The sequence below is a fragment of the Leucobacter sp. NPDC077196 genome, assembly GCF_040687075.1.
Classification (GTDB): Bacteria; Actinomycetota; Actinomycetes; order Actinomycetales; family Microbacteriaceae; genus Leucobacter.
On the sequence record NZ_JBFBML010000008.1, the window covers coordinates 78011 to 98137 of the forward strand.

A 20127-nucleotide genomic window follows, 5' to 3' on the forward strand; every position below is an offset into this window, starting at 1 on the left:
GGGCGATCCGGATCGCATCACACGTGATGGTACGAGCGGTTCGCCGATATCTCCTGCGAACGATACAGCTGCTCGACGAGCATGAGGCGCACGAGCTGGTGCGGGAAGACGAGCTGAGAGAGGCTCCACACGAAGTCGGCGCGCGACCGCACCCGGTCGTCCACGCCGTACGCACCGCCGATGATCACCGTGACCGTCTTGCCCGAATCGAACGCCCCCTGCAGGGTGCGCGCGAGCGACGGAGAATCGACATTGCGGCCGCGTTCGTCGAGCAGTACGACGAACGCGTCGCGATCCAGCTTGCCGAGCAGCCGGTCGGACTCCTCGGCCCGGGCCGCGTCGCCCTCCCGCGACGAATGCGGCAGCAGATGCCACGCCACGTCGAACGGCTTGCGCAGCCGCTTCTCGTACCGGCCGATGCCGTCGGCGACCCAGCTCTCGTGCTTCTTGCCGACGGCGAAGATTCTGACGCTCACGCCCGCCGCGTCCCGAGATACTCGCCGATGCGCCCGATCGCTTCGGTGAGCACCGGAATCGCCGGTAGCGTCACGAAGCGCAGGTGATCGGGCGTCGGCAGGTTGAACCCTCTGCCGTTCGTCACCAGCACATGGGTCGCCCGCAGCACATCGATGACGAACCGCTGATCGTCGACGATCGGGTACACCTCTGGGTCGAGCCGCGGGAAGAGGTACATCGCGCCGCCGGGCAGCTCGCAGCTGACGCCGGGAATCTCGGTGAGCAGTCGGTGTGCGGTGTCGCGCTGATCGCGGAGGCGCCCTCCCGGAGCGCAGAGCTCGGCGATGCCCGACCAGTTCGACGCGGGTGAGAGCGCCACGGGGATCGCGTGCTGCGCGGGGACGTTCGCGCACATGCGCATGTTCGCGAGCAGCTGCAGGCCTTCGAGGAAGTCTCGGGCGCGATCGCGGTCGCCGGAGATCGCGAGCCAGCCCGCCCGGTAGCCCGCGACGCGCTGCGCCTTCGAGAGGCCGCTGAAGGTGAGGCAGAGCGTGTCGCGCACGTGCAGCGCCGCGTGCTCGTGCTGCGCCCCCTCGTACAGGATGCGCTCGTAGATCTCGTCGGCCATCAGCACGATGCCGTGCCGCTCGGCGAGCGCCGCGAACCCGCGCACCAACTCGGCCGAGTACACCGCACCCGTCGGATTGTTCGGGTTGATGAGCACGATGCCCTTGGTCGCGGGCGTGACGAGGCGCTCGATCGCCTCGAGATCCGGCATCCACCCGTTCGACTCGTCGCACGGGTAGTGCACGGCGCGAGCCCCCGACAGTGTGACCTGCGCCGTCCACAGCGGGTAGTCGGGAGACGGGACGAGGATCTCGTCACCCTCGTCGACGAGCGCCTGCACGACCAGCGAGATCATCTCGCTCACGCCGTTGCCGATGAACACGTCGTCAGGGGTGATGCCCGCGACACCCTCGTCTGCGTAATACCGGGCGACCGCCTCGCGAGCGGTCAGAATGCCCCGCGAATCGCTGTAGCCCTGCGCCTCGGTGAGCGCCTGCTGCAGACGCTCGACGATCTCGGGCGGCGCCTCGAACCCGAAGGGCGCCGGATTGCCGATGTTGAGCTTCAAGATCTGATGCCCCTCGCGCTCCAGGCGCTCGGCTTCTTGAAGGATCGGGCCGCGCACGTCGTAGCGCACGCCTGCGAGCTTCCGTGACTGGGTGATGTTCCGCACGGTCACGATCCTACGATGCCGGCCGCAGGGTGCGCCTGCGCCCGCGCCCGCCAACCCACCCGCCCGCCCACCCAAAACTGCGAGCGGGGTCACTCTTAGTGGGTGTTGCGGGTTCGACACGCACGAAGAGTGACCCCGCTCGCAAGGGGGGGTCGGCTGGCGGGCCGCTCAGCGCTCCGAGAGCACCGGAACGGGGCGCCGGAAGCCGCGCGTGGCGACGGCGAGCATGACGACGCCGAGCAGCAACCATGCGCCGCCGATCGCGTACGCCTCCGGGTGCAGCTTCGAGAACAGATACAGGTCGACCGCGAAGCCGGCGACCGGGATCACGCTCAGCAGCACGGTGACCGCGATCGGCCGGGCGGGCGCGGCATTCCGCCAGATCCAGACGAGGAACGCGATGTTCACGAGCGCGAACGCCAGGAAGGCCCCGAAATTGATGTAGGCGGTCGCCTTGCCGATGTCGAGCAGCATGCCCAGCATGCCGATCGCGCCGATCAGGAGGATGTTGATCCACGGCACGCGGAACGCGGAGCTGAGCCGCCCGAACACCGCGCGGGGAAGCACGCCGTCGCGTCCCATCACGAAGAGCAGGCGACTCGATGTGGCCTGGATGGCGAGGCCCGATCCGAATCCTGCGATCACGCTCACGAGATTGTTGACGTTCGTGAACGCGGCGCCGCCGGCGAAGATCGACAGGGTGTATCCCGCGGTATCAGCGTTTTCGAACACGCCGCCCGGGTGCACGAGCTGCATGAGGAACGACACCCCGACGAAGATGCACCCGCCGATGAGCACGGCCAGCACGATTCCCCGAGGGATGTCTCGCCGCGGGTGCTTCGTCTCCTCGCTCAGGGTGCTGATCGCATCGAAGCCGAGGAACGAGTACGCGGCGACGGCAGCAGCCGAACTGACTGCGACGATGTTCGTCTGCTCGTTCCACATCGCGGTCGACGGAGCCCCGCCGGCCTCTCGGCCGAGGAAGAGGAGCAGCACGATGACGAGGGCGGCGACGGACGCCATCGCGGTGATCGTGAGGACGATGTTCACGCGATCGGCGAGCGCGATGCCCAGCAGGTTGATCACCGTCGTCGCGCCCACGTTGACGAGCAGCCACACCCAGAGCGGAATTCCCGGGAACTGCGCGTGCAGATAGGTCGACTGGATCAGCCAGGCCACCATCGGCAGGAACAGGTAGTCGAGCAGGATCACCCATCCCGCGAAGAACCCCACGACGCGGCCGAGCGTCTTGCCGACGTAGGTGTAGGCGGATCCGGCAGTGGGGTAGGCCCGCGCGAGCACCGCGTAGGCGACCGCGGTGAGGAGCATCGCCGCAGTGGCCACGAGGTACGCCGTGGGTGCGGCGCCCCGACTCGTCTCGGAGACGACGCCGAAGGTCGAGGTGACGATGCTCGGGGACATGTATGCGAGCCCGAAGAACACGACCCCGAGCAGGCCGAGGCGCGGGAGAAGCTTCGCGGGTTGTGCCGTCTGCAGCGCGGTGTCGGCGCTCATGCGTTCGTCTCCGATCGGCGGGGCGTCCAATTCGTCGGCGTGATGCGCCCTCCGTACAGCGGGAGGTCGATCGGAGCATCACTCGCCCGGAACTGCGACCAGGGCCGGGAGACTCCTGCGGTGCCGAATGCTCGCACCGCCTCCACCTGCCCGAAATCGATCACGGCGGTGAGGATCTCCTGTTCGGCGGTCGCGGAGCTCATGCGGGTCGCGCCGTCGGGATCCACCACGAGCGACCGGCCCCGCCCCGTCGGTGCGGCCGCGTTCACGGAGGCGATCCACACCTGGTTCATGATCGCGTTCCCGCGGACGATCGCGAGCTCTTGATCGCGGTCGCTCGTGTTGGTCTGGACCAGATTCAGGATGAGGTCAGCCCCGTCCCACGCCAGGTGGCGTGCGTGCTCCGGGAACCAGATGTCGTAGCAGATGGAGAGGCCGATGCGGCCGTAGCCCGGCATGTCGAAGACGGTGAACTCCCCGCCGGGAGCGCAGACCTCTGCCGGGCGCCACGGGAAGATCTTCCGGTACGTCGCGTGCACGTCGCCGTCGGCACCGAACACCACGGCCGTGTTGTGCACGCGGCCGTCTTCGGCGCGCTCGTAGAAGGAACCGGGAACGAGCCAGATGCCGAGTTCAGCGGCGAGGGCGGCGAGCCGAACGAACCGCTCATCGCTGAGTGGCCGGGCGAGGCGCTCGATGTCGGGTGAACCGACCGGGGTATCGAGGTGCAATTCGGGGTAGACCCAGAGTGTCATCTCGGGGTGGGCGGCGGTGCTCCTTCTGAGATGCTCCTCGAAATCGGACAGTGTGGTGGCGTGGTGCTGCACCAGCGCAACACCGAGTGATCGGCTCATAGCCTTCCTTCCATTAATTACTGAAACTTTAAATAACTAATGCGCGCGTGTCAACGCTCTCGGCCTGCGCGTCTGGAAGAATGAACCCATGGCCCGCCCCCGCAATCAAGAAGCACGCAAGCGGGAGCTCGTATCGGTCACATCCCGTCTCCTCATCGAACGGGGCCAGGCAGGTGCTCGCCTCGTCGACATCGCCGAGGCGGCATCGCTCACCCCTGCCGCCGTCAGTTACTACTACCCGGATCTCGCCGACCTCTACGCCGACACCTATGAGACGGCGACCGAGCAGTACCTGACACGGCGCCGGCAGCTGGTCTCCGAGATCGCACCAGCGGTAGAGCGCCTCATCGAGTGCATCGCGCTGGGCGTTCCGCACGCAGGCACGAGCTCGCGCGCCGCCACCGTGCTGCTGATGGAGCTCTCCGCGCTCGCCATCAGGCAAGAGCGGATCGTCGCCTCCGGGCTGGAGTTCGAGACCGAGCAGCTGCGACTCTTCGGCGAGATCCTCGACCAGGGCGTCGCGGAGGGGACGATGCGATTGCCCTACGGAGCCCTGGAGACGGCCCGGGCGATTCTCGCGGTCGAAGACGGCATCGCGATCCCGGTCGTGGCCGGCCGTCTTCCGTCGGATGAGGCCCTTCGGGTCACCCTGTCGGTGGCGACCTCGCTGACGGGGGCGGATCTGCTCGCCGCCCGCGGCTAGTCACGGCCGCCCGCCGCGCCGCCCGTCACCCCCCCTCTGCGAGCGACCCATTTGCGAGCGGGGTCACTCTTCGTGGGTGTTGCGGTGCCGACACGCACGAAGAGTGACCCCGCTCGCAAATTGGGGGGGGGGCAGCGCAACCGCCGAGCGCCGCGCTACTGCTGCTGGTCGTAGAGCTCGGCGTAGGCGCCGCCGAGGGCGAGCAGCTGCTGATGCGTGCCGTGCTCCAGGATGCGCCCGCCGCCGACGACGTAGATGCGGTCGGCGTCGACGATCGTCGAGAGGCGGTGCGCGATCGCGATGGTGGTGCGGCCGCTGCGCGCATCTTCGAGGGCGTGCTGCACGATGCGCTCGTTGACGGTGTCGAGCGCGCTCGTCGCTTCGTCGAGCACCAGCACGCGCGGGTTCTTGAGCAGCACACGGGCGATCGCGATGCGCTGCTTCTCGCCGCCCGAGAGTCGGTAGCCGCGCTCGCCCACGATGGTGTCGTATCCGTCGGCGAAACTCTCGATTGTGTCGTGGATGTTCGCGAGACGCGCGGCGGCCTGCACCTCGTGCAGTGACGCGTCAGGCTTCGCGTACTGCAGGTTGGCCAGCACCGAGGCGTGGAAAAGGTAGGGCTCCTGCGTCACCACGCCGATGCGATCCATCAGCCCCTCCTGGCGCAGTTCGCGCACATCGTCGTCGCCATAGCGCACGCTGCCAGAGGAGGCGTCGTACAGGCGCGGCACGAGCGACCCGATCGTCGTCTTGCCCGATCCGGATGCGCCCACGAACGCCACGAACTCCCCCGGTTCCACGTGAAACGACACGGAGTCGAGCGTGGGCCGATCGTCGGGCCCCGCGTCGGGGTAGCGGAAGGAGACGGAGTCGAACTCGATGCGGCCCGCGCGGCCGGGCTCATCCGACGGCTCGCGGGCATCGGAGGCATCGACGATGGCCGGCTTCAGGTCGAGGTACTCAAAGATGCGGGCGAACAGCGCCTGCGAGGTCTGCAGGTCGAGCGTGATGCGCATGAGCGCGATGAGCGGGAAGAGCAGCCGCGACTGCACCGTGGTGAACGCGACGATGGTGCCGGCGGTGATGCCCGGATCGAACCCCTCCCCCTGGCCGCGCGCGATGAGCCACCCCGAGACCAGGTACACGATCGCCGGCACCGCCGAGAGAAAAACCTGCACGAGCGCGAAGAACAGCTGCCCGCTCATGGTCTGCCGCACCTGCAGGTCGATCTGGTTGCGGTTCTCGGCCGCGTACCGCTCCGTCTCCGTGCTCTGCCGCGAGTAGGTCTTCGCGAGCAGCACGCCGGAGATCGAGAGCGCCTCCTGCGTGATCGCACTCATCTCCGACAGCGATTCCTGCGTGTGACCCGCGATCTTGGCCCGGATCTGCCCAACGCGGCGCTGCGCGATCACGAGGATCGGCATGACGACGACCGCGATGAGCGTCAGCTGCCAGCTCAGCAGCAGCATGGCCACCGCTGCCGCGACGACTGTGACGGTGTTGCCGATAATGTTCGACACGGTGTTCGTGAGCACGTTCGCCACGCCGCCCACGTCGTTCTGCAGACGCGACTGGATCACGCCGGTCTTCGTGCGGGTGAAGAAGCCGAGCTCCATCGACTGCAGATGGGAGAAGAGCTTCACCCTGAGGTCGCCCATCACCCGGTTGCCGACGCGCGCCGTGAAGAGCGTCTGCACGATCCCGAGCCCGGAGGAGACGATGAAGACGGCGATCATCGCCCCGACGAGCCAGGCGAGCACCGTGAGGTGCGGCCCGCCGCCGTCGAGCGGGAAGAGGCCGTCGTCGAACACCCGCTGCGTGAGCAGGGGCGGGAGGATGGCGAGCGCCGCCGACACCAGCACGAGCGCGATGATGACCACGAGCTGCATGCGGTACGGCCGGAACAGTGCCGCGATGCGCCGCCCGAGCCCCTCGACGGCCGGAGCGTCGCGGTTCAACTTGCGCTGGAGTTCGGCGTCGCCCGCGGAAACGCGGGATCCCCTCCCGACCGGCCCTCCACCCATGCTCATGCTTCGGAGAATAGCGCGCCCGAGCGCGCGGGGCGCCCGATGTTCGCCGCAGGCTGCTGCACATCGGGATGCGCGGAATCGCGACCAGCGACCCCGCTGCGTCCGCCGACAGCGGATTTCTCCTCTGAACACGGGCCTCATCTGGTCTTTCAAGAAAGTGACGAGGAATCCGGCATCCGCACCCGGGTCGCATCTTCAGGCGGTTGCGAATACCCTAAGAGATCTGACGTGCAGGGGGACGGAGGTGTCCGGCCCTCTTCACGCGTGCCCGAGCGCGGATTTCGCCCCCGGGAGTCGACCGAAACGGATCCGAATGTCCCAGACCCCCCGCGTGGAACCGCACGATGTACAGGCGTCCCCGGTTTCGGCAGCGGGCGCGCGCCGCGGAGTCGGCGCCGCGCATGCGAAAGCAATTCTCTTCGGTGAGCACGCCGTCGTCTACGGCGCCCCGGCCATCGCCATTCCCGTCGACAGCCTGACTGCGGAGGCGACGATCGACGTGGGCGGCCCTTCGGGGCTCCGGATCGCCAGCTCCCTCTACACGGGACCGGTCGCGGGTGCGCCCGCGCGACTCACCCCGGTCGTCACGGTGATCCGCGCCGCCCTCGAGCGGGCCGGACTGCCGGAACTCGCGCGGTGCGAAGCGAACAGCAGCACCGCCTCGAACAGCAGCGCAGCCGGCGCGGACGCGGAGGGGCCCGGCGCGACCGTGACCATCGCGAGCTCCATTCCGCACGAGCGAGGCCTCGGCTCGAGCGCCGCGGTCGCGGCCGCCATCGCGCGCGCCGCGTTCGACCTCGCGGGCGCCGAGCTCGACAGCGAGACGCTCTTCGACCTCATTCAGACGGCGGAGCGCGTCGCCCACGGCACGCCGAGCGGCATCGACGCCCGCACCGTGGCGGCGACCGGCGCCATCCGGTTCAACCGCGGCGCGGTCGCACCGATCCGCATCGGCGAGCCCCTGATCCTCGCGTTCGCCGACACCGGTCACCCCGGCTCCACCGCTCAGGCGGTGGCATCTGTGCAGGCGCTCCGGGCACGCGAGCCGGCATCGACCGACGCCCTGCTCTCGCGTCTCGCCGAGATCGCGGAGCACTCGATCGACGATCTCGCGTCGGGCGACCGTGCCGCGATCGGCGCCGCGATGAGCGAAGCGCACGCGATCCTGCATCGCGTCGGCGTCAGCTCGGATCGTCTCGACGCGATCGTCGCCGCAGCGTGCGACGCCGGCGCGACCGGAGCGAAACTCACCGGAGGAGGGCTCGGCGGCTGCATCATCGCGGTCGCCGACTCCGACGCACACGCCGAGCAGATCGGAGTCGCCATGCGCGGCGCCGGCGCCGAACGCACCTGGACCGTGGAGGTTCCCACCGCATGACGACCGCAACCGCCCGCGCCTTCCCGAACATCGCCCTCGTGAAGTACTGGGGCAAGCAGGACGAGGATCTCATCCTGCCCGTTGCGGGCAGCCTGTCGCTGACACTCGACGCGTTCCCCACGACCACGACCGTCGCGCTCGATGCGACCGGCACCGACACCGACACCGACACGTTCAGCCTGAATGGCGCGGTCGCGAGCGCCGACGCGACGGGGCGGGTCACCCGGTTCCTCGACCGGGTGCGCGAGCTCGCCGGCTCCGAGGCCCGCGCGACCGTGACCTCCACGAACGAGGCGCCGACGGGGGCCGGGCTCGCCTCATCGGCGTCGGGATTCGCCGCCCTCGCCACCGCTGCCGCCAGCGCCTACGGACTCGACCTCGACCGGCGCGACCTCAGCCGCCTCGCGCGCCGGGGATCCGGATCCGCATCGCGCAGCCTCGTCGACGGGCTCGCCGTCTGGCACGCTGGCGACGACGCGCACTCATACGCCGAAGCCGTCGCGGGACCGGATATGCGGATGGTGATCGTCACGGTCGACACCGCTCAGAAGGCTGTCTCGAGCCGCGCGGCCATGCGCCGCTCAGCACTCACGTCACCGTTCTTCCCCGCCTGGATCTCATCGACCGAGGAGTCGCTCGCGGCGATGCTCGAGGCCTGCGCCGCCGACGATTTCACGCGCGTCGGCCGCATCACCGAGTTGCACGCCCTGCGCATGCACGCGGTGATCCAGTCGTGCGACCCGCCCATTCGCTACCTCGCTCCCACGAGCGTCGCCGTCTTCGACGCGGTCGCTGCACTGCGGGAGCAGGGGCTCGAGGCGTACTCGACCGCGGACGCCGGCCCGAACGTCGCCGTCATCGTGCGACCCGATCAAGCGGAGGACCTGCGCGACGCGCTGCAGGGATTCGGCTCGGCGCGGCTCGTGGGCGCCGGCGCGGGGGCGCAGCTGATCGACGCGGGAGTGGCCGCGTGATCGAGCAGCGGGCGCCCGGCAAGCTCTACATCGCCGGCGAGTACGCCGTCGTCGACCCGGGGCAGCCCGCCGTGATCGTCGCGGTCGACCGCTACATCACAGTGCAGCTCAGCGAGGGATCGCAGGTGGGCCGCGTGCGTTCGAGCGCCTACGGCCGATCGCCTCTGGTGTGGGTGCGCGACGACGCGAGCGACCGCATCGTGCTCGAGCACCAGCCCTACGACTACGTCTTCGCAGCGATCACCGCCGTCGAGCAGCTGCGCTCCGAGCTCAGCCTGCCGCCGCGCTATTACGATCTCGACATCAGCAGCGAGCTCGACGATGTCAGCGGCCGTAAGTTCGGGCTCGGTTCATCGGCCGCGGTGACGGTCGCGGTGGTCGCAGCGCTCGACGAGTTCTACGTTCTGGGACTCAGCCAGGCAGATCGGTTCAAGCTCGCCCTGCTGGCGACCATCGAGGTCGCACCGACCGCGTCGGGCGGCGACCTCGCGGCGAGCACCTTCGGCGGCTGGATCCGCTACGCCTCGCCCGACCGCGGAGCGCTGCGCGCGCACCGCTCCCTGCACGGGGTCTCTGCCACGCTCGCCGCAGCAGCGCAGTGGGCCGGAAGCGGCGTGACGCGTCTCGCGCACCCCGACGCGCTGCAGCTGCTCGTCGGCTGGACGGGATCGCCGGCCTCGACCGAGCGTCTCGTCGAGCAGGTGCGTACCTCGGAGAGCCGCACGCCGCTGCAGCCGTACCCGACGTTCGTCGAAGACAGCCGCACGTGCGTCGACGCGCTCGTCGACGCATTCGATCGGCGGGGTGCGGGAGCGCCCGACGTCTTGGGCCGCGCACGCCGGGTGCTGCAGCGTCTCAGCGCGTCGTCGGGCATCACCATTGAAACCCCGCAGCTCCAGGCGCTCTGCGACATCGCGGAGCGGCACGGGGCCGCGGGCAAGCCGTCGGGCGCCGGCGGAGGCGACTGCGGTATCGTGCTTGCGGACGCGGATCTCGCGACCGACCCCATCTTGCGCGAGTGGGAGGCCAACGACATCCGTCGCCTCAGCCTCGCTCCGCACCCCGCGTCAGGAGGCGTCGATGCATTCTGATCTCGATCTCCACGCGCCTGCGACCGACGGCTCCCGCGCCGCGCGCAAGGACGAGCACGTCGACCTCGCGCTCGGCCAGCAGGGCGACGGCGCGGCGCACAACGAGTTCGACGACCTCGACTTCGTGCATCAGGCGCTCGACGGCGTCGACGCCGAGCGCGTCGACCTGGGCGTCGGCATCTCCTTCCGCGCCGGCCCCCGGCACGCCGCCGGCGAGTGGCACTGGGAGACGCCCTTCTACGTCAACGGCATGACCGGCGGCACCGAGCGCACGACGCGCATCAACCGCGAACTCGCAATCGCGGCCCGCGAGACGGGCCTCCCCATGGCCTGCGGGTCGGTGTCGGTCGCGCTCGACAACCCCGACGCCGCTCGCGGCTTCGCGGTGATTCGCGCCGAGAACCCCGACGGCTTCGTCATGGCGAACCTCGGCGTCGGCCGGCCCGCATCGGACGCCCCCAGAGCGGTCGAGTTGCTGGGCGCCAACGCCCTGCAGATCCACGTCAACGCGGTGCAGGAGACGGCGATGCCCGAGGGTTCCCGCGACTTCTCCTCGTGGATCGCGTCGATCGAACAGCTCGCCGCCGCCTCGCCCGTACCCGTCGTCGTCAAGGAAGTCGGTTTCGGCCTGAGTCGCAGCGCGCTGCGCCACCTCTCGGAGATCGGCGTCGGCATCGCCGACGTCGGCGGCCGCGGCGGCACCGATTTCTTGCGGATCGAGAACGCGCGCCGGTCGGCCGGGGAGTACGCGATGCTCGCCGGCTTCGGCCAGTCAGCGCTCGCAAGTCTGCTCGACGCACCGCAGAACGCGCCGACTCTGCTCGCCTCGGGCGGCGTGCGCACACCGTTCGACGTGGTGAAGGCGCTCGCTGCGGGAGCCCAGGCCGTCGGTGTCGCCGGCGCCTTCCTCGCCGCGATCGGCAAGGATGGCGAGTCGGGCGGTGCCGAACGACTCATCGCCCTCGTCGACGACTGGAAGCTGCGCGCCCGTGCCATGTACGCGCTGCTCGGCGCGGTCACCCGTGACGATCTGCTCGGCACCGATCTCATCCTGCGCGGCAGGCTCCGGGAATTCTGCGCCGATCGTGGCGTTAACATCAGTGCACTCGCTCTTCGGTCGGAGTCGCCCCGACCATGACCTTCATTCCGCACGCCCGCACTCACTCACGAAGGAAGCCATGAGCGTTCCCGAACAGGCCCACCGCGAGACTGTCACGGAGATCCCGACCAGCTGGGTCGGGCCGATCAGGATCACCGGATCGTCGGTCACCGGCGAGATTTCGGTGCCACTCGCCACGTACGAGACCCCGCTCTGGCCGTCGGTCGGACGCGGTGCTCGCGTCTCCCGCGCCATCGAGGGCGGCATCCGCACCGTCGTCACCGGGGAGCGGATGACCCGCTCCGTGCTCTTCACGGCGCGTGGCGCTGTCGGTGCGCAGATCGCTGCGCAGACCATCGAGGCCCGCTTCGGCGAGTTGCAGGAGGTCGTTACCGCTGGCAGCCGTCACGCGAAGCTGCTCGAGGCGCACCCAGAGATCGTGGGCAACCTGCTGTTCGTCCGCTTCGCGTTCACCACGGGTGACGCGTCGGGCCACAACATGGTGACGAACGCGGCCGATGCACTCATGGAGCGCATCCTGTCGTGGGGGCTCGAGATCGAATACGGCTCCATCTCGGGCAACTACTGCTCCGATAAGAAGGCGACGGCCGTCAACGGGATTCTGGGACGCGGCCGCAGTGTGGTCGCGGAGATCCTGATTCCGCACGAGCTCGTCGCGAGCGGACTGCGCACCGACGCCCAGCGCGTCACCGATATGGTCGTGCGCAAAAACCTGGTGGGCAGCACCATCGCCGGCGCGATTCGCTCGGCGAACGCCCACTACGCCAACATGCTGCTCGGCTTCTACCTGGCGACGGGGCAGGACGCGGCGAACATCGTCGAGGGATCGCAGGGGATCACCTACGCCGAGAACCGGGAAGAGGGGCTGTACTTCTCGTGCACGGTGCCCCACCTCATCGTGGGAACGGTCGGCAACGGCAAGCACCTGCCCCACATCGAGGAAGCGCTGACCCGCATCGGCTGCCGGGAGGATCGGGAGCCGGGCGAGAACGCTCGCCGTCTCGCCGAGCTCATGGCCGCCACCGTACTCTGCGGCGAGCTCTCGCTCATCGCAGCGCAGACGAACCCGGGCGAACTCATGGCTGCGCACCTGCGCATCGAGCGGAAGGAGACGCCGAACGCATGACCTCCATCGGCATTCACGACATCGAACTGGCGACCACTCACCACCTGCTCGATCTCGGTACACTCGCCGAGACCACGGGCGTCGATCCGGCGAAGTACCGGCTCGGCCTCGGGCAAGACGAGTTCAGCGTTCCCGCGGCTGACGAGGACATCGTCACCATGGGCGCCACCGCCGCGCTCGCGTTGCTCGACCGGAACGGGCTCGACGGGGTGCGCACCCTGCTGTTCGCGACCGAGTCGGGTCTCGACCATTCGAAGGCTGCCGGCGTCTTCGTGCACAAGCTGCTCGGGCTACCGCCGCAGGTGCGCGTCGCCGAGATCAAGCAGGCCTGCTACGGCGGCACCGCCGCGATCCAGGCCGCCGTCGGCATGGTGCAGCGCAACCCGAACGAGCGCGTGCTCGTGATCGCGAGCGACATCGCGCGCTACGCGCTGGACTCGCCGGGTGAGCCCACGCAGGGCGCGGGCGCCGCAGCGATCCTCATCGGAGCCGACCCGGCTCTCGTCGAACTCGAACCCGCCTCAGGGCTCTTCTCGGCCGACGTCGACGACTTCTGGCGGCCGAACGACTCGTCGACCGCGATCGTCGACGGCGCGCTGTCGATCTCGGCGTACCTCGACGCCATGACGGGCGCCTGGGACGACCTCGCCGCGCACGGCGGCCCCGCCATCACCGACATCGACCGTCTCGTGTACCACCAGCCCTACACGAAGATGGCGCGCAAGGCGCAAGCCCGCCTGGGTGAGCACACGGGCGTGGACCTCGGCGACGACGGTCTCGTACCCGGCGCGATCTACAACCGCCGCCTCGGCAACGCGTACACCGCCTCGCTCTACGCCGGAGTCGCCTCGGTGCTCGACCACGAGCCCGACCTCGTCGGCAAGCGCCTCGGCATGTTCAGCTACGGCTCGGGCAGCGTCAGTGAGTTCTTGACGGGCATTGTGCAGCCCGCCGCGGCATCGCGCAGCGACCACTTCACGTCGGTGCTCGACGCCCGGGTGCCGCTCAGCGTGCCCGAGTACCGCGAGCTGCACGCCCGAGAGCTGCCGAGCAACGTCGACGTCGAGACGCCGCGCGTCACGGAGGCGCCGTTCCGCTTCGCCGGCCTGCAGGGCAGCGCCCGCCGCTACGAGCGCCGCTAGCCCGCGATCGGGCGCCGGCACGCCCACGCCCACGCCGAGCCCCTGTCGCCGCACCGAGCACCCGTCCACACACCGAGCCCCTGCCAAGATCACGTACTCTCGGCAGGGGCTCGGTGTTTCGGCGGGCGCTCGGCGCCCGAAGAGGCTCAATCGTCGGAGGCGGTGACCTTCACTTCGATGTTGCCGCGGGTCGCCTTCGAGTACGGGCACACCTGGTGCGCGGCGTCGGCGAGCTGCTGCGCCTGCTCGTGATCGAGGTTGGGGAGCACGACCTCGAGCTCGACCGAGAGCTCGAAGCCGCCGTCGATGTTGCTCAGGTGCACCCGTGAGCCCACGCTCGAGTCGGAGATGTCGACCTTCTTCTCGCGCGCGACCGCCTGCAGGGCGCCGTGGAAGCACGCAGCATAGCCGGCGGCGAAGAACACCTCGGGGTTGGGCGCGCCTCCGGGGCCGCCCATCTCTTTCGGAGCGCGCAGATCGGTGTCGACGAGTCCGTCGACGGACTTCACGTGGCCGTTGCGCCCGTCTCCGGTCGCGAGTGCCTCAGCGGTGTACATGATGCTCATCGGTTCCCCTTTCACGTGCCGGGCTCTCGTACCGGCCACGCTCGCAGGCTACGCCCTAGGGCTGGCACCGCGCCCATACTCGCCCGAAGTCAGCTCAGAGCGGACAGACCGGCTACTCGACCGAATCCACCGCGAGCTCGGGCGGCTGCCTGCGGAAGCCGCGCGTCGCGACCGCGAGGATAACGATGCCGACGCCGAGCCAGATCGACCCGAGCGTGATCGCGTGGATGTCGAGTTGCACGAGCAGAGCCGCAATCACGACGACGCCGACGATGGGGAAGGCGAGGTACAGCAGCGGGTTCAGGTGCGTGCCTGCGGCGCGCTGCTTCGCCCAGTAGACGATGACCGAGACGTTCACCATGATGAAGGCGATGAAGGCGCCGAAGTTGATGAACGAGGTCGAGGTCGCGACGTCCATGAAGATCGCGATGAGCCCGACGCAGGCGATGGCAACGATGCTCAGCACGGGCGTCTGGAAGCGCGCGTTCAGCGCCCCGAACACGCGCTTCGGCAGCACGCCGTCGCGGCCCATCGCGTAGAGCAGACGGCTGCCGGCCGCCTGCGCCGCGATGCCCGAGGTGAACTGCGCGACGACGAGCGCTGCGAGGAAGACGGCGCCGAAGAGCGCCCCGCCGATCCGGTTCGCGATCTCGTAGGCTGCGGTGTCGGAGTTCTCGAACACACCACCCGGGTGCACCAGCTGCACGGCGTACGAAACGACGACGAAGATGCCGCCGCCGATGATCGCGATCAGCATGATCGCCTTCGGCACGGTGCGCTCGGGTTCGATGGTCTCCTCCGTGAAGGTGGTGACGGCGTCGAAGCCGAGGAACGAGTAGGCCGCGATCGCCGCGCCGCCCGCGATGCCGGCGAATCCGACGTCGATGCCCGTGAACGGCGTCGCGCTGACCAGGCCGGCTCCGCCGTCGGCGCGCACCACGTCTGCGAAGGCGAGCACGACGAAGAATACGATGACGAGGATCTGGAAGGCCATGAGCACGAGGTTCACGCGATCCGCCACCTTGATGCCGATCACGTTCAGCAGCGTGGTCACGAGGATGAAGCCGAGAATCCAGACCGGCATCGGCACCGCAGGGAACTGCGCCTGAAGGTAGGATCCGCCGATAAGCCAGATCACCATCGGCAGGAACAGGTAGTCGAGCATCGTCGCCCACCCGACGAGAAAGCCGACGCGCCCGTCGATCGTGCGGCGCACGTAGGTGTAGGCCGATCCGGCGACGGGGTATGCCTTCGCCATGCGGCCGTAGCTGTTCGCTGTGAAGAGCATCGCGACGAGTGCGATCAGATAGGCGCTGGCACTGGCGCCCCCGGTCTCCGACGCGATCACGCCGAAGATGCCCAGCACGATGAGCGGTGTCAGGTACGCGAGCCCGAAGATGACGAGTGATGGGAGGCGCAGTGTGCGCGCGAGTGTGGGAGGCGCGGCTGGTGTGGGCATGAAGTACTCCGTTGTCTCTCAGTGTGCCGGCGTCGGTGCGCCGGCGTCGGATGATGTTCGGGTGGATTACCGCTTACCGGGCTCCCAGGTGGCGGGATCGATGCGCCCGGCGTACAGCGGAAGCGCGATCTCGCGATCGCCCGGCTGAAACTGCTTCCAGACGCGATTCGTGCCCGCGGTTCCCTGCTCACGGATTCGGGCGGCGCGTGCGCGATCGACGCGGATCACGAGCGTGTCTTCGCCGAGACCTGCTTCGGCGAGGACGTGCCCCTCGGGGTCGACCGCGATGCTGCGCCCGCGCCCGACCGGGTCGGCGCAGTTGACGCTCACCACATAGTTCTGGTTCACGATCGCGTTGGCGCGCGCGAGCACCAGCTCCTGCTCCCGATCGGGCGACGTGGTCTTCACGATGTTGAGCACGACGTCGGCGCCGAGCCAGGCGAGCTGCCGGGAGTGCTCGGGGAACCACGCATCGTAGCAAATCGAGAGCCCGGCAGACCCGTATCCGCCGAGGTCGACGACCTCGAACTCGGTACCCGGCGTGTGGGGCTCGAAGGGGCGCCAGGGAAACATCTTGCGATAGATACCGGCGAGCTCGCCCGACGGCGCGAAGAGGAGTTGGGTGTTCGAGTACGCCTCCCCCGGTCCGCGCTCGTTGATGCTGCCGGGGCACAGCCAGATGCCGAAGTCGGCGGCGATCGATCCGATGGCGCGCACGAACGGATCGTCGATCGTCACGGATGCCTCAGCCGCGGCGCGTTCTCGTGCCGGCTCGGGGAGGTGCTCGGTGCCGTGCAGGTGGAGCTCGGGGTAGACGAGCAGCTCGATCTCGGGATGCGCGTCGAGCGTGCGCGCGACGTCGTCGCGGAAGCCGGCGAGCGGATCCTCGATCGCCAGAGGAACGCGCTGTGCCATTCCGACCGTGAGTGCCGAGCGGCTCATGCGAGTGCCTCCATCGCCATCGATTGTTAATTGATCAGTTTGATCAATATAAACCCACACGGAGCTAGACTCAAACCATGCTCGAATCAGCCGCTCCGGGAGGCGAAGACGACCTCGCGCTGCTCGATGCACCGGGCGCCGTCGCGCTCACGCGGCTCTCAGCGGTCGATACCGTGCGCGCCCGCATCCTGTTGTCGGTGGAACACGGCCTGTTGGCGCCAGAGACGCGCCTGCCGAGCACCGCGACCATCGCCGCTGGTCTCGAAGTGAGCGAGATGACCGCCAGGCGGGCACTCGAGGAGCTGGTCGCCGACGGAGTTCTGGTGCGCAAGCGCGGCAGGGGCGGCGGCACGTTCGTCACCGGGTCACCACCGCACCGGGCTGATGCCGCGGTCGCCGCCTACCGCACCGACGACCGTGCGATCCGCCACCTCATCGATCAACGCATGTTGATGGAGAGCGCGATCATGCACGCGGCGGCGCTGTGCGCCACGCCAGAGGAGTGCGACGAACTCGACTCCTACGTCGCCGCATCAGAGGCGGCCGAGAGCTGGCTGGAGCACCACGTACCCGACAGCACATTTCATCGCAGGTGCGCGGCGATCAGCGCCCTGCCAGAGGCGCCCGCCTACCTCGCCACGTACGACTCCCTGCTCCGCTACTTCGTGCCGTACCCGCAGGATCGCCTGGAGCTCGGCCGCTCAGAGCACCGGGGCATCGTCGAGGCCTTCCGGCGTCGCGATGCCGTGGGCGCCGTCAAGATCACTCGTGCGCACGTCGGCGCCCTGCACCGCGAGATGTTCATGGCGCTGCGGTAAGGCCTCGGAGCCGGCAGCCCGTTCGTGCAACCGCGCGGTGAACCAGCAGAGCTGGTGCCATAGCCTGAGATGCAACGATCCGCGACGCGAGCAAGGAGACGTCATGTCATCGCGCACACGCTTCCGGCCATACGTCGGTGGAGCAGCGGCATCCGCGTGCCTCGCGGTCCTGCTGACCGGTTGCATGCCCGACGCGAAGCACATTCCGGCCGACCGCGATAGCGCTGGCGCTGGCGCTGACGCTGACGCCTGGACACCGCAACCGTGAACGGCTCCACCTTGACGGTGTTCGACGATCCCGGAGACGAGATCGGCGAACTGACGAGGGAGTGATCTTCTCCCGACGCCTCAGATATCCGGCCAGTCGGACGTGAGGTGCGCTTCGAGCGCCCGGTGCGTGAAGGCGTAGCTCGGCCTGCGAGAGATGATGCCGCGCACGGTATCGAGGCGCTGTGCGAACGCCCCGATGTTCGCTGCTGAGCGATATCCCATCGCTCTCGCGATATGCGTCGCCGTTCGATCCTTCGGCTCCACCGCTGCCATGACATGAACGAACTCGCGCTCCTTCTCGGGAAGGCGATCGAGAATGCGTTCGACGTGCGCGGCCGCTTCCGGCTTCGCCGCCTCCCACCCGAGAAGCACGTCCTCCTCGGTGATGACGGTGCCGGAGTTCGCGTACCAGGCCCGTTCGCCCGCGAGCTGGAACAGGAAGGGTTCCCCAAGGCAGAGCTCCACGATCCGAGTCGCTGCCCGAGGGGTCATGCGGATGCGCGAGAAGCCGCCCGCCCCATCTGGCACCTGCCAGCCCGGATCGATGAACTCAGCGAGCGCGAGGCGAATGTCGTCATCCGAGATCGGCTTCAGCGTCGTCGTCGCGAACCGGCGGGCGAAGGTCGCCCCCGACCGGGAGGACGCCTTCTCGGCGAACTCCGGCAAGCCCGTGAGGTACACGGCGATCGGAAGCGATCGTTCGAGAACCGCGTTTCCCTGCAAGGGCACCTCGATGGAGTACGTGATGGCGTCGCCCAGACTGATCAGGAGTTGCGACAGCGCGTGCTCATCAGTGATGTTCTGCACCTCGTCGATGTGCAACAGCACCACCGTGCGCTGCCGCACGGCTTCCCGCCCGACCTCGATGAGCAGCTCCGTGAGTGCGGTGTACGGCTCGGGCCCCTCTGCGCGGTCGATCGTCAGCGCGACGCCTCTCACTGAGACGTGTCGTACCCGGTCGAGCACTGCAGCAATGCGTTGATCGCGCGACGCCGACAACCCTGCAGCGTCAGCGAGCTTCAGCACCGCAGCGGCGACCGCCTTCAATGGGTCGACCCCCGATGGCAACCTGACCTGCCTGGTCGCCCACCCGCCCTCTGCCTCTACCATCGACGCGATGCGGCGCACCAGAGTCGACTTGCCCAAGCCCGGCTCCCCGACGATCGTCCGGCCTCGTTCCGGCAGACCTGCGAGGAGCCTCGGGCGCACCACGTCCGTCCAGTCGCGAAGCTGGTCAACTCGCCCCGCCCATACCACCGGACTGATACCTGAGCCTGGCGTGAAGGGGTTATTCGTGGCACCGCGCATGCGTTAAGTTTAACCGAGAGCTGTTCTAGTTTGTTAACTTTAACGCGCACACAGTCTTGCGGCCTGATACCGGTATGCACTCTCGAGAGCCGACCACATCGTTCGCTCGTGTGCAATCCCCTGGCAGCCTGCGTCCCTTCACGGGAGGGTGGATCGCATGACGAATCGAGACGAGAACCAACGACCGCTCGACCACCTTCCGCCGAAGGAGGAGCGCACCGACGGCGATCCGAGCGAGGCTGACAAGCCGAGCTACCCGACTTCGGGCGACGCTCCGTCCGGCCCCACGCATGCCTCGCCGGACACGGCGGCGGAACCCGAGGAGCCGAACCGGCACGGCATCGACAAGCTCCCGCCCACCGGCGCCTGAACCCATCAGTGTCGGCGCGCCGGGCGCGCGTGCGATTCGAGTTTCCGGTCACCTCCGCGATACGGTTGTCACGTGCCGCGGGGTGGAGCAGTTCGGTAGCTCGCCGGGCTCATAACCCGGAGGTCGTGGGTTCAAATCCCGCCCCCGCAACGAAAACAATGCCCTCGATCCCGAGTTCGCTCGGAATCGAGGGCATTGTGCTGTGGAGGTCGGGCTCCGCTGGCCGCGTTATCGAGCCACATCGTAGATGAGCTTTACGACCCCATTGCCGTAAGCCTGCGAGTCTCGGAGCACGAGTTCCTGCGCTGCGCGCTCACCGCCCGGGAACACTCGTTTGCCCGCCCCCAGCATTACGGGGAACATCAGCATGTGGTAGCGATCGATCAACCCGGCCTCAGCCAAGCGGAGCGCCAGCTCACCGCTGCCATGCATGAAGATTGCGCCGCCATCGGACTCCTTGAGCTCCGCGACATCCGCCTCGGAGCGCAGCACGGTGCTCGGCCCCCACCCCTCCACGAGGGCGTCGGGGTCGAGGCTCGTCGATACGACGTACTTCGGGAGATCCCGGTACGCGGCGTGGTCCTCGGAATCCCGCCAGATCGGGGCGAAGGCCTCGTAACTGCGTCTCCCGAACATCAGCGCAGTCGTCTCTTCGAGTTCCTCGCCCTTCAGAGAGAACGCCGCCTCGTCGAACGGCGTGCGCATGACCCACCCGCGGTCGAACGCCGAGCGAGCGCTGCGCTGTACTGGAGATCACAGCATCCG

20 protein-coding genes and 1 tRNA gene are annotated in these 20127 nt (G+C 68.5%); 11 read left to right on the plus strand and 10 right to left on the minus strand.

Annotated elements, in window-relative coordinates; translation table 11 throughout:
• Window positions 1-17: 17 nt before the first annotated feature.
• The 4 genes from AB0O71_RS09850 to AB0O71_RS09865 form a co-directional block, all read right to left on the minus strand.
• Window positions 18-476, minus strand: a complete 459-nt coding sequence (locus tag AB0O71_RS09850) for a 23S rRNA (pseudouridine(1915)-N(3))-methyltransferase RlmH (RefSeq protein WP_363744774.1) — start codon at window positions 474-476, stop codon at window positions 18-20.
• Window positions 473-1696, minus strand: coding sequence for a pyridoxal phosphate-dependent aminotransferase (locus AB0O71_RS09855; RefSeq protein WP_363744776.1), 1224 nt, complete (start codon window positions 1694-1696; stop codon window positions 473-475). The genes AB0O71_RS09850 and AB0O71_RS09855 overlap by 4 nt, the downstream gene beginning before the upstream one ends.
• Window positions 1697-1864: 168 nt before the next feature.
• Entirely contained in the window at window positions 1865-3211 is a 1347-nt protein-coding gene (locus AB0O71_RS09860; RefSeq protein WP_363744778.1) for an APC family permease, read from the minus strand.
• Window positions 3208-4065, minus strand: coding sequence for a carbon-nitrogen hydrolase family protein (locus tag AB0O71_RS09865; protein ID WP_363744780.1), 858 nt, complete (start codon window positions 4063-4065; stop codon window positions 3208-3210). Before AB0O71_RS09865 ends, AB0O71_RS09860 begins: the two co-directional genes overlap by 4 nt.
• Before the next feature lie 88 nt (window positions 4066-4153).
• On the opposite strand from AB0O71_RS09865, the gene AB0O71_RS09870 reads away from it, so the two are divergent.
• The gene (locus AB0O71_RS09870; RefSeq protein WP_363744782.1) at window positions 4154-4768 is read left to right on the plus strand and encodes a TetR/AcrR family transcriptional regulator; all 615 of its coding nucleotides are present in this window, start codon (window positions 4154-4156) and stop codon (window positions 4766-4768) included.
• A 155-nt stretch (window positions 4769-4923) separates the two neighbouring features.
• On the opposite strand, the gene AB0O71_RS09875 is transcribed toward AB0O71_RS09870, so the two are convergent.
• Window positions 4924-6792: an ABC transporter ATP-binding protein gene (locus tag AB0O71_RS09875; protein WP_363744886.1), complete on the minus strand. Its 1869-nt coding sequence runs from the start codon at window positions 6790-6792 to the stop codon at window positions 4924-4926.
• A gap of 319 nt (window positions 6793-7111) precedes the next feature.
• Here AB0O71_RS09875 and mvk point away from each other — a divergent pair, with 319 nt between their 5' ends.
• From mvk to AB0O71_RS09905, 6 genes are read left to right on the plus strand one after another with little or no spacing between them, the layout of a single operon-like run.
• Complete coding sequence (mvk, locus tag AB0O71_RS09880; RefSeq protein WP_363744784.1) at window positions 7112-8176, plus strand: mevalonate kinase; 1065 nt, start codon at window positions 7112-7114, stop codon at window positions 8174-8176.
• Window positions 8173-9150, plus strand: a complete 978-nt coding sequence (gene mvaD, locus AB0O71_RS09885) for a diphosphomevalonate decarboxylase (RefSeq protein WP_363744786.1) — start codon at window positions 8173-8175, stop codon at window positions 9148-9150. The genes mvk and mvaD overlap by 4 nt, the downstream gene beginning before the upstream one ends.
• A complete protein-coding gene (locus AB0O71_RS09890) occupies window positions 9147-10241 on the plus strand; it encodes a phosphomevalonate kinase (RefSeq protein ID WP_363744788.1) in 1095 nt (364 codons plus the stop codon). The genes mvaD and AB0O71_RS09890 overlap by 4 nt, the downstream gene beginning before the upstream one ends.
• Window positions 10231-11379, plus strand: coding sequence for a type 2 isopentenyl-diphosphate Delta-isomerase (gene fni, locus AB0O71_RS09895; RefSeq protein WP_363744790.1), 1149 nt, complete (start codon window positions 10231-10233; stop codon window positions 11377-11379). Before AB0O71_RS09890 ends, fni begins: the two co-directional genes overlap by 11 nt.
• Window positions 11380-11419: 40 nt before the next feature.
• Window positions 11420-12487, plus strand: a complete 1068-nt coding sequence (locus AB0O71_RS09900) for a hydroxymethylglutaryl-CoA reductase (protein WP_363744792.1) — start codon at window positions 11420-11422, stop codon at window positions 12485-12487.
• Window positions 12484-13629 carry a hydroxymethylglutaryl-CoA synthase gene (locus AB0O71_RS09905; RefSeq protein ID WP_363744794.1) on the plus strand — a complete coding sequence of 382 codons (1146 nt, stop codon included), beginning with the start codon at window positions 12484-12486 and terminating at the stop codon, window positions 13627-13629. Before AB0O71_RS09900 ends, AB0O71_RS09905 begins: the two co-directional genes overlap by 4 nt.
• Before the next feature lie 146 nt (window positions 13630-13775).
• On the opposite strand, the gene AB0O71_RS09910 is transcribed toward AB0O71_RS09905, so the two are convergent.
• The 3 genes from AB0O71_RS09910 to AB0O71_RS09920 all read right to left on the minus strand — a co-directional run bounded on the left by AB0O71_RS09910 (window position 13776) and on the right by AB0O71_RS09920 (window position 16596).
• Complete coding sequence (locus tag AB0O71_RS09910) at window positions 13776-14195, minus strand: organic hydroperoxide resistance protein (RefSeq protein WP_363744796.1); 420 nt, start codon at window positions 14193-14195, stop codon at window positions 13776-13778.
• A gap of 112 nt (window positions 14196-14307) precedes the next feature.
• Window positions 14308-15654, minus strand: a complete 1347-nt coding sequence (locus AB0O71_RS09915; protein ID WP_363744798.1) for an APC family permease — start codon at window positions 15652-15654, stop codon at window positions 14308-14310.
• 66 nt (window positions 15655-15720) lie between these two features.
• On the minus strand, window positions 15721-16596 hold the full coding sequence (locus AB0O71_RS09920; protein WP_363744800.1) for a carbon-nitrogen hydrolase family protein: 876 nt from the start codon (window positions 16594-16596) through the stop codon (window positions 15721-15723).
• 77 nt (window positions 16597-16673) lie between these two features.
• Here AB0O71_RS09920 and AB0O71_RS09925 point away from each other — a divergent pair, with 77 nt between their 5' ends.
• Together AB0O71_RS09925 and AB0O71_RS09930 are read left to right on the plus strand one after the other, a co-directional pair.
• Window positions 16674-17414, plus strand: a complete 741-nt coding sequence (locus AB0O71_RS09925; protein WP_363744802.1) for an FCD domain-containing protein — start codon at window positions 16674-16676, stop codon at window positions 17412-17414.
• Between the two features lie 103 nt (window positions 17415-17517).
• On the plus strand, window positions 17518-17682 hold the full coding sequence (locus tag AB0O71_RS09930; RefSeq protein WP_363744804.1) for a hypothetical protein: 165 nt from the start codon (window positions 17518-17520) through the stop codon (window positions 17680-17682).
• Between the two features lie 80 nt (window positions 17683-17762).
• Here AB0O71_RS09930 and AB0O71_RS09935 read toward each other — a convergent pair whose 3' ends face one another.
• The gene (locus AB0O71_RS09935; protein ID WP_363744806.1) at window positions 17763-18992 is read right to left on the minus strand and encodes an AAA family ATPase; all 1230 of its coding nucleotides are present in this window, start codon (window positions 18990-18992) and stop codon (window positions 17763-17765) included.
• Window positions 18993-19149: 157 nt separating this feature from the next.
• On the opposite strand from AB0O71_RS09935, the gene AB0O71_RS09940 reads away from it, so the two are divergent.
• On the plus strand, window positions 19150-19362 hold the full coding sequence (locus AB0O71_RS09940; protein ID WP_363744808.1) for a hypothetical protein: 213 nt from the start codon (window positions 19150-19152) through the stop codon (window positions 19360-19362).
• 76 nt (window positions 19363-19438) lie between these two features.
• A tRNA-Met gene (locus AB0O71_RS09945) sits at window positions 19439-19512 on the plus strand.
• A gap of 78 nt (window positions 19513-19590) precedes the next feature.
• Here the strand turns inward: AB0O71_RS09945 and AB0O71_RS09950 are convergent.
• On the minus strand, window positions 19591-20067 hold the full coding sequence (locus tag AB0O71_RS09950; protein ID WP_363744810.1) for a dihydrofolate reductase family protein: 477 nt from the start codon (window positions 20065-20067) through the stop codon (window positions 19591-19593).
• Window positions 20068-20127: the final 60 nt, after the last annotated feature.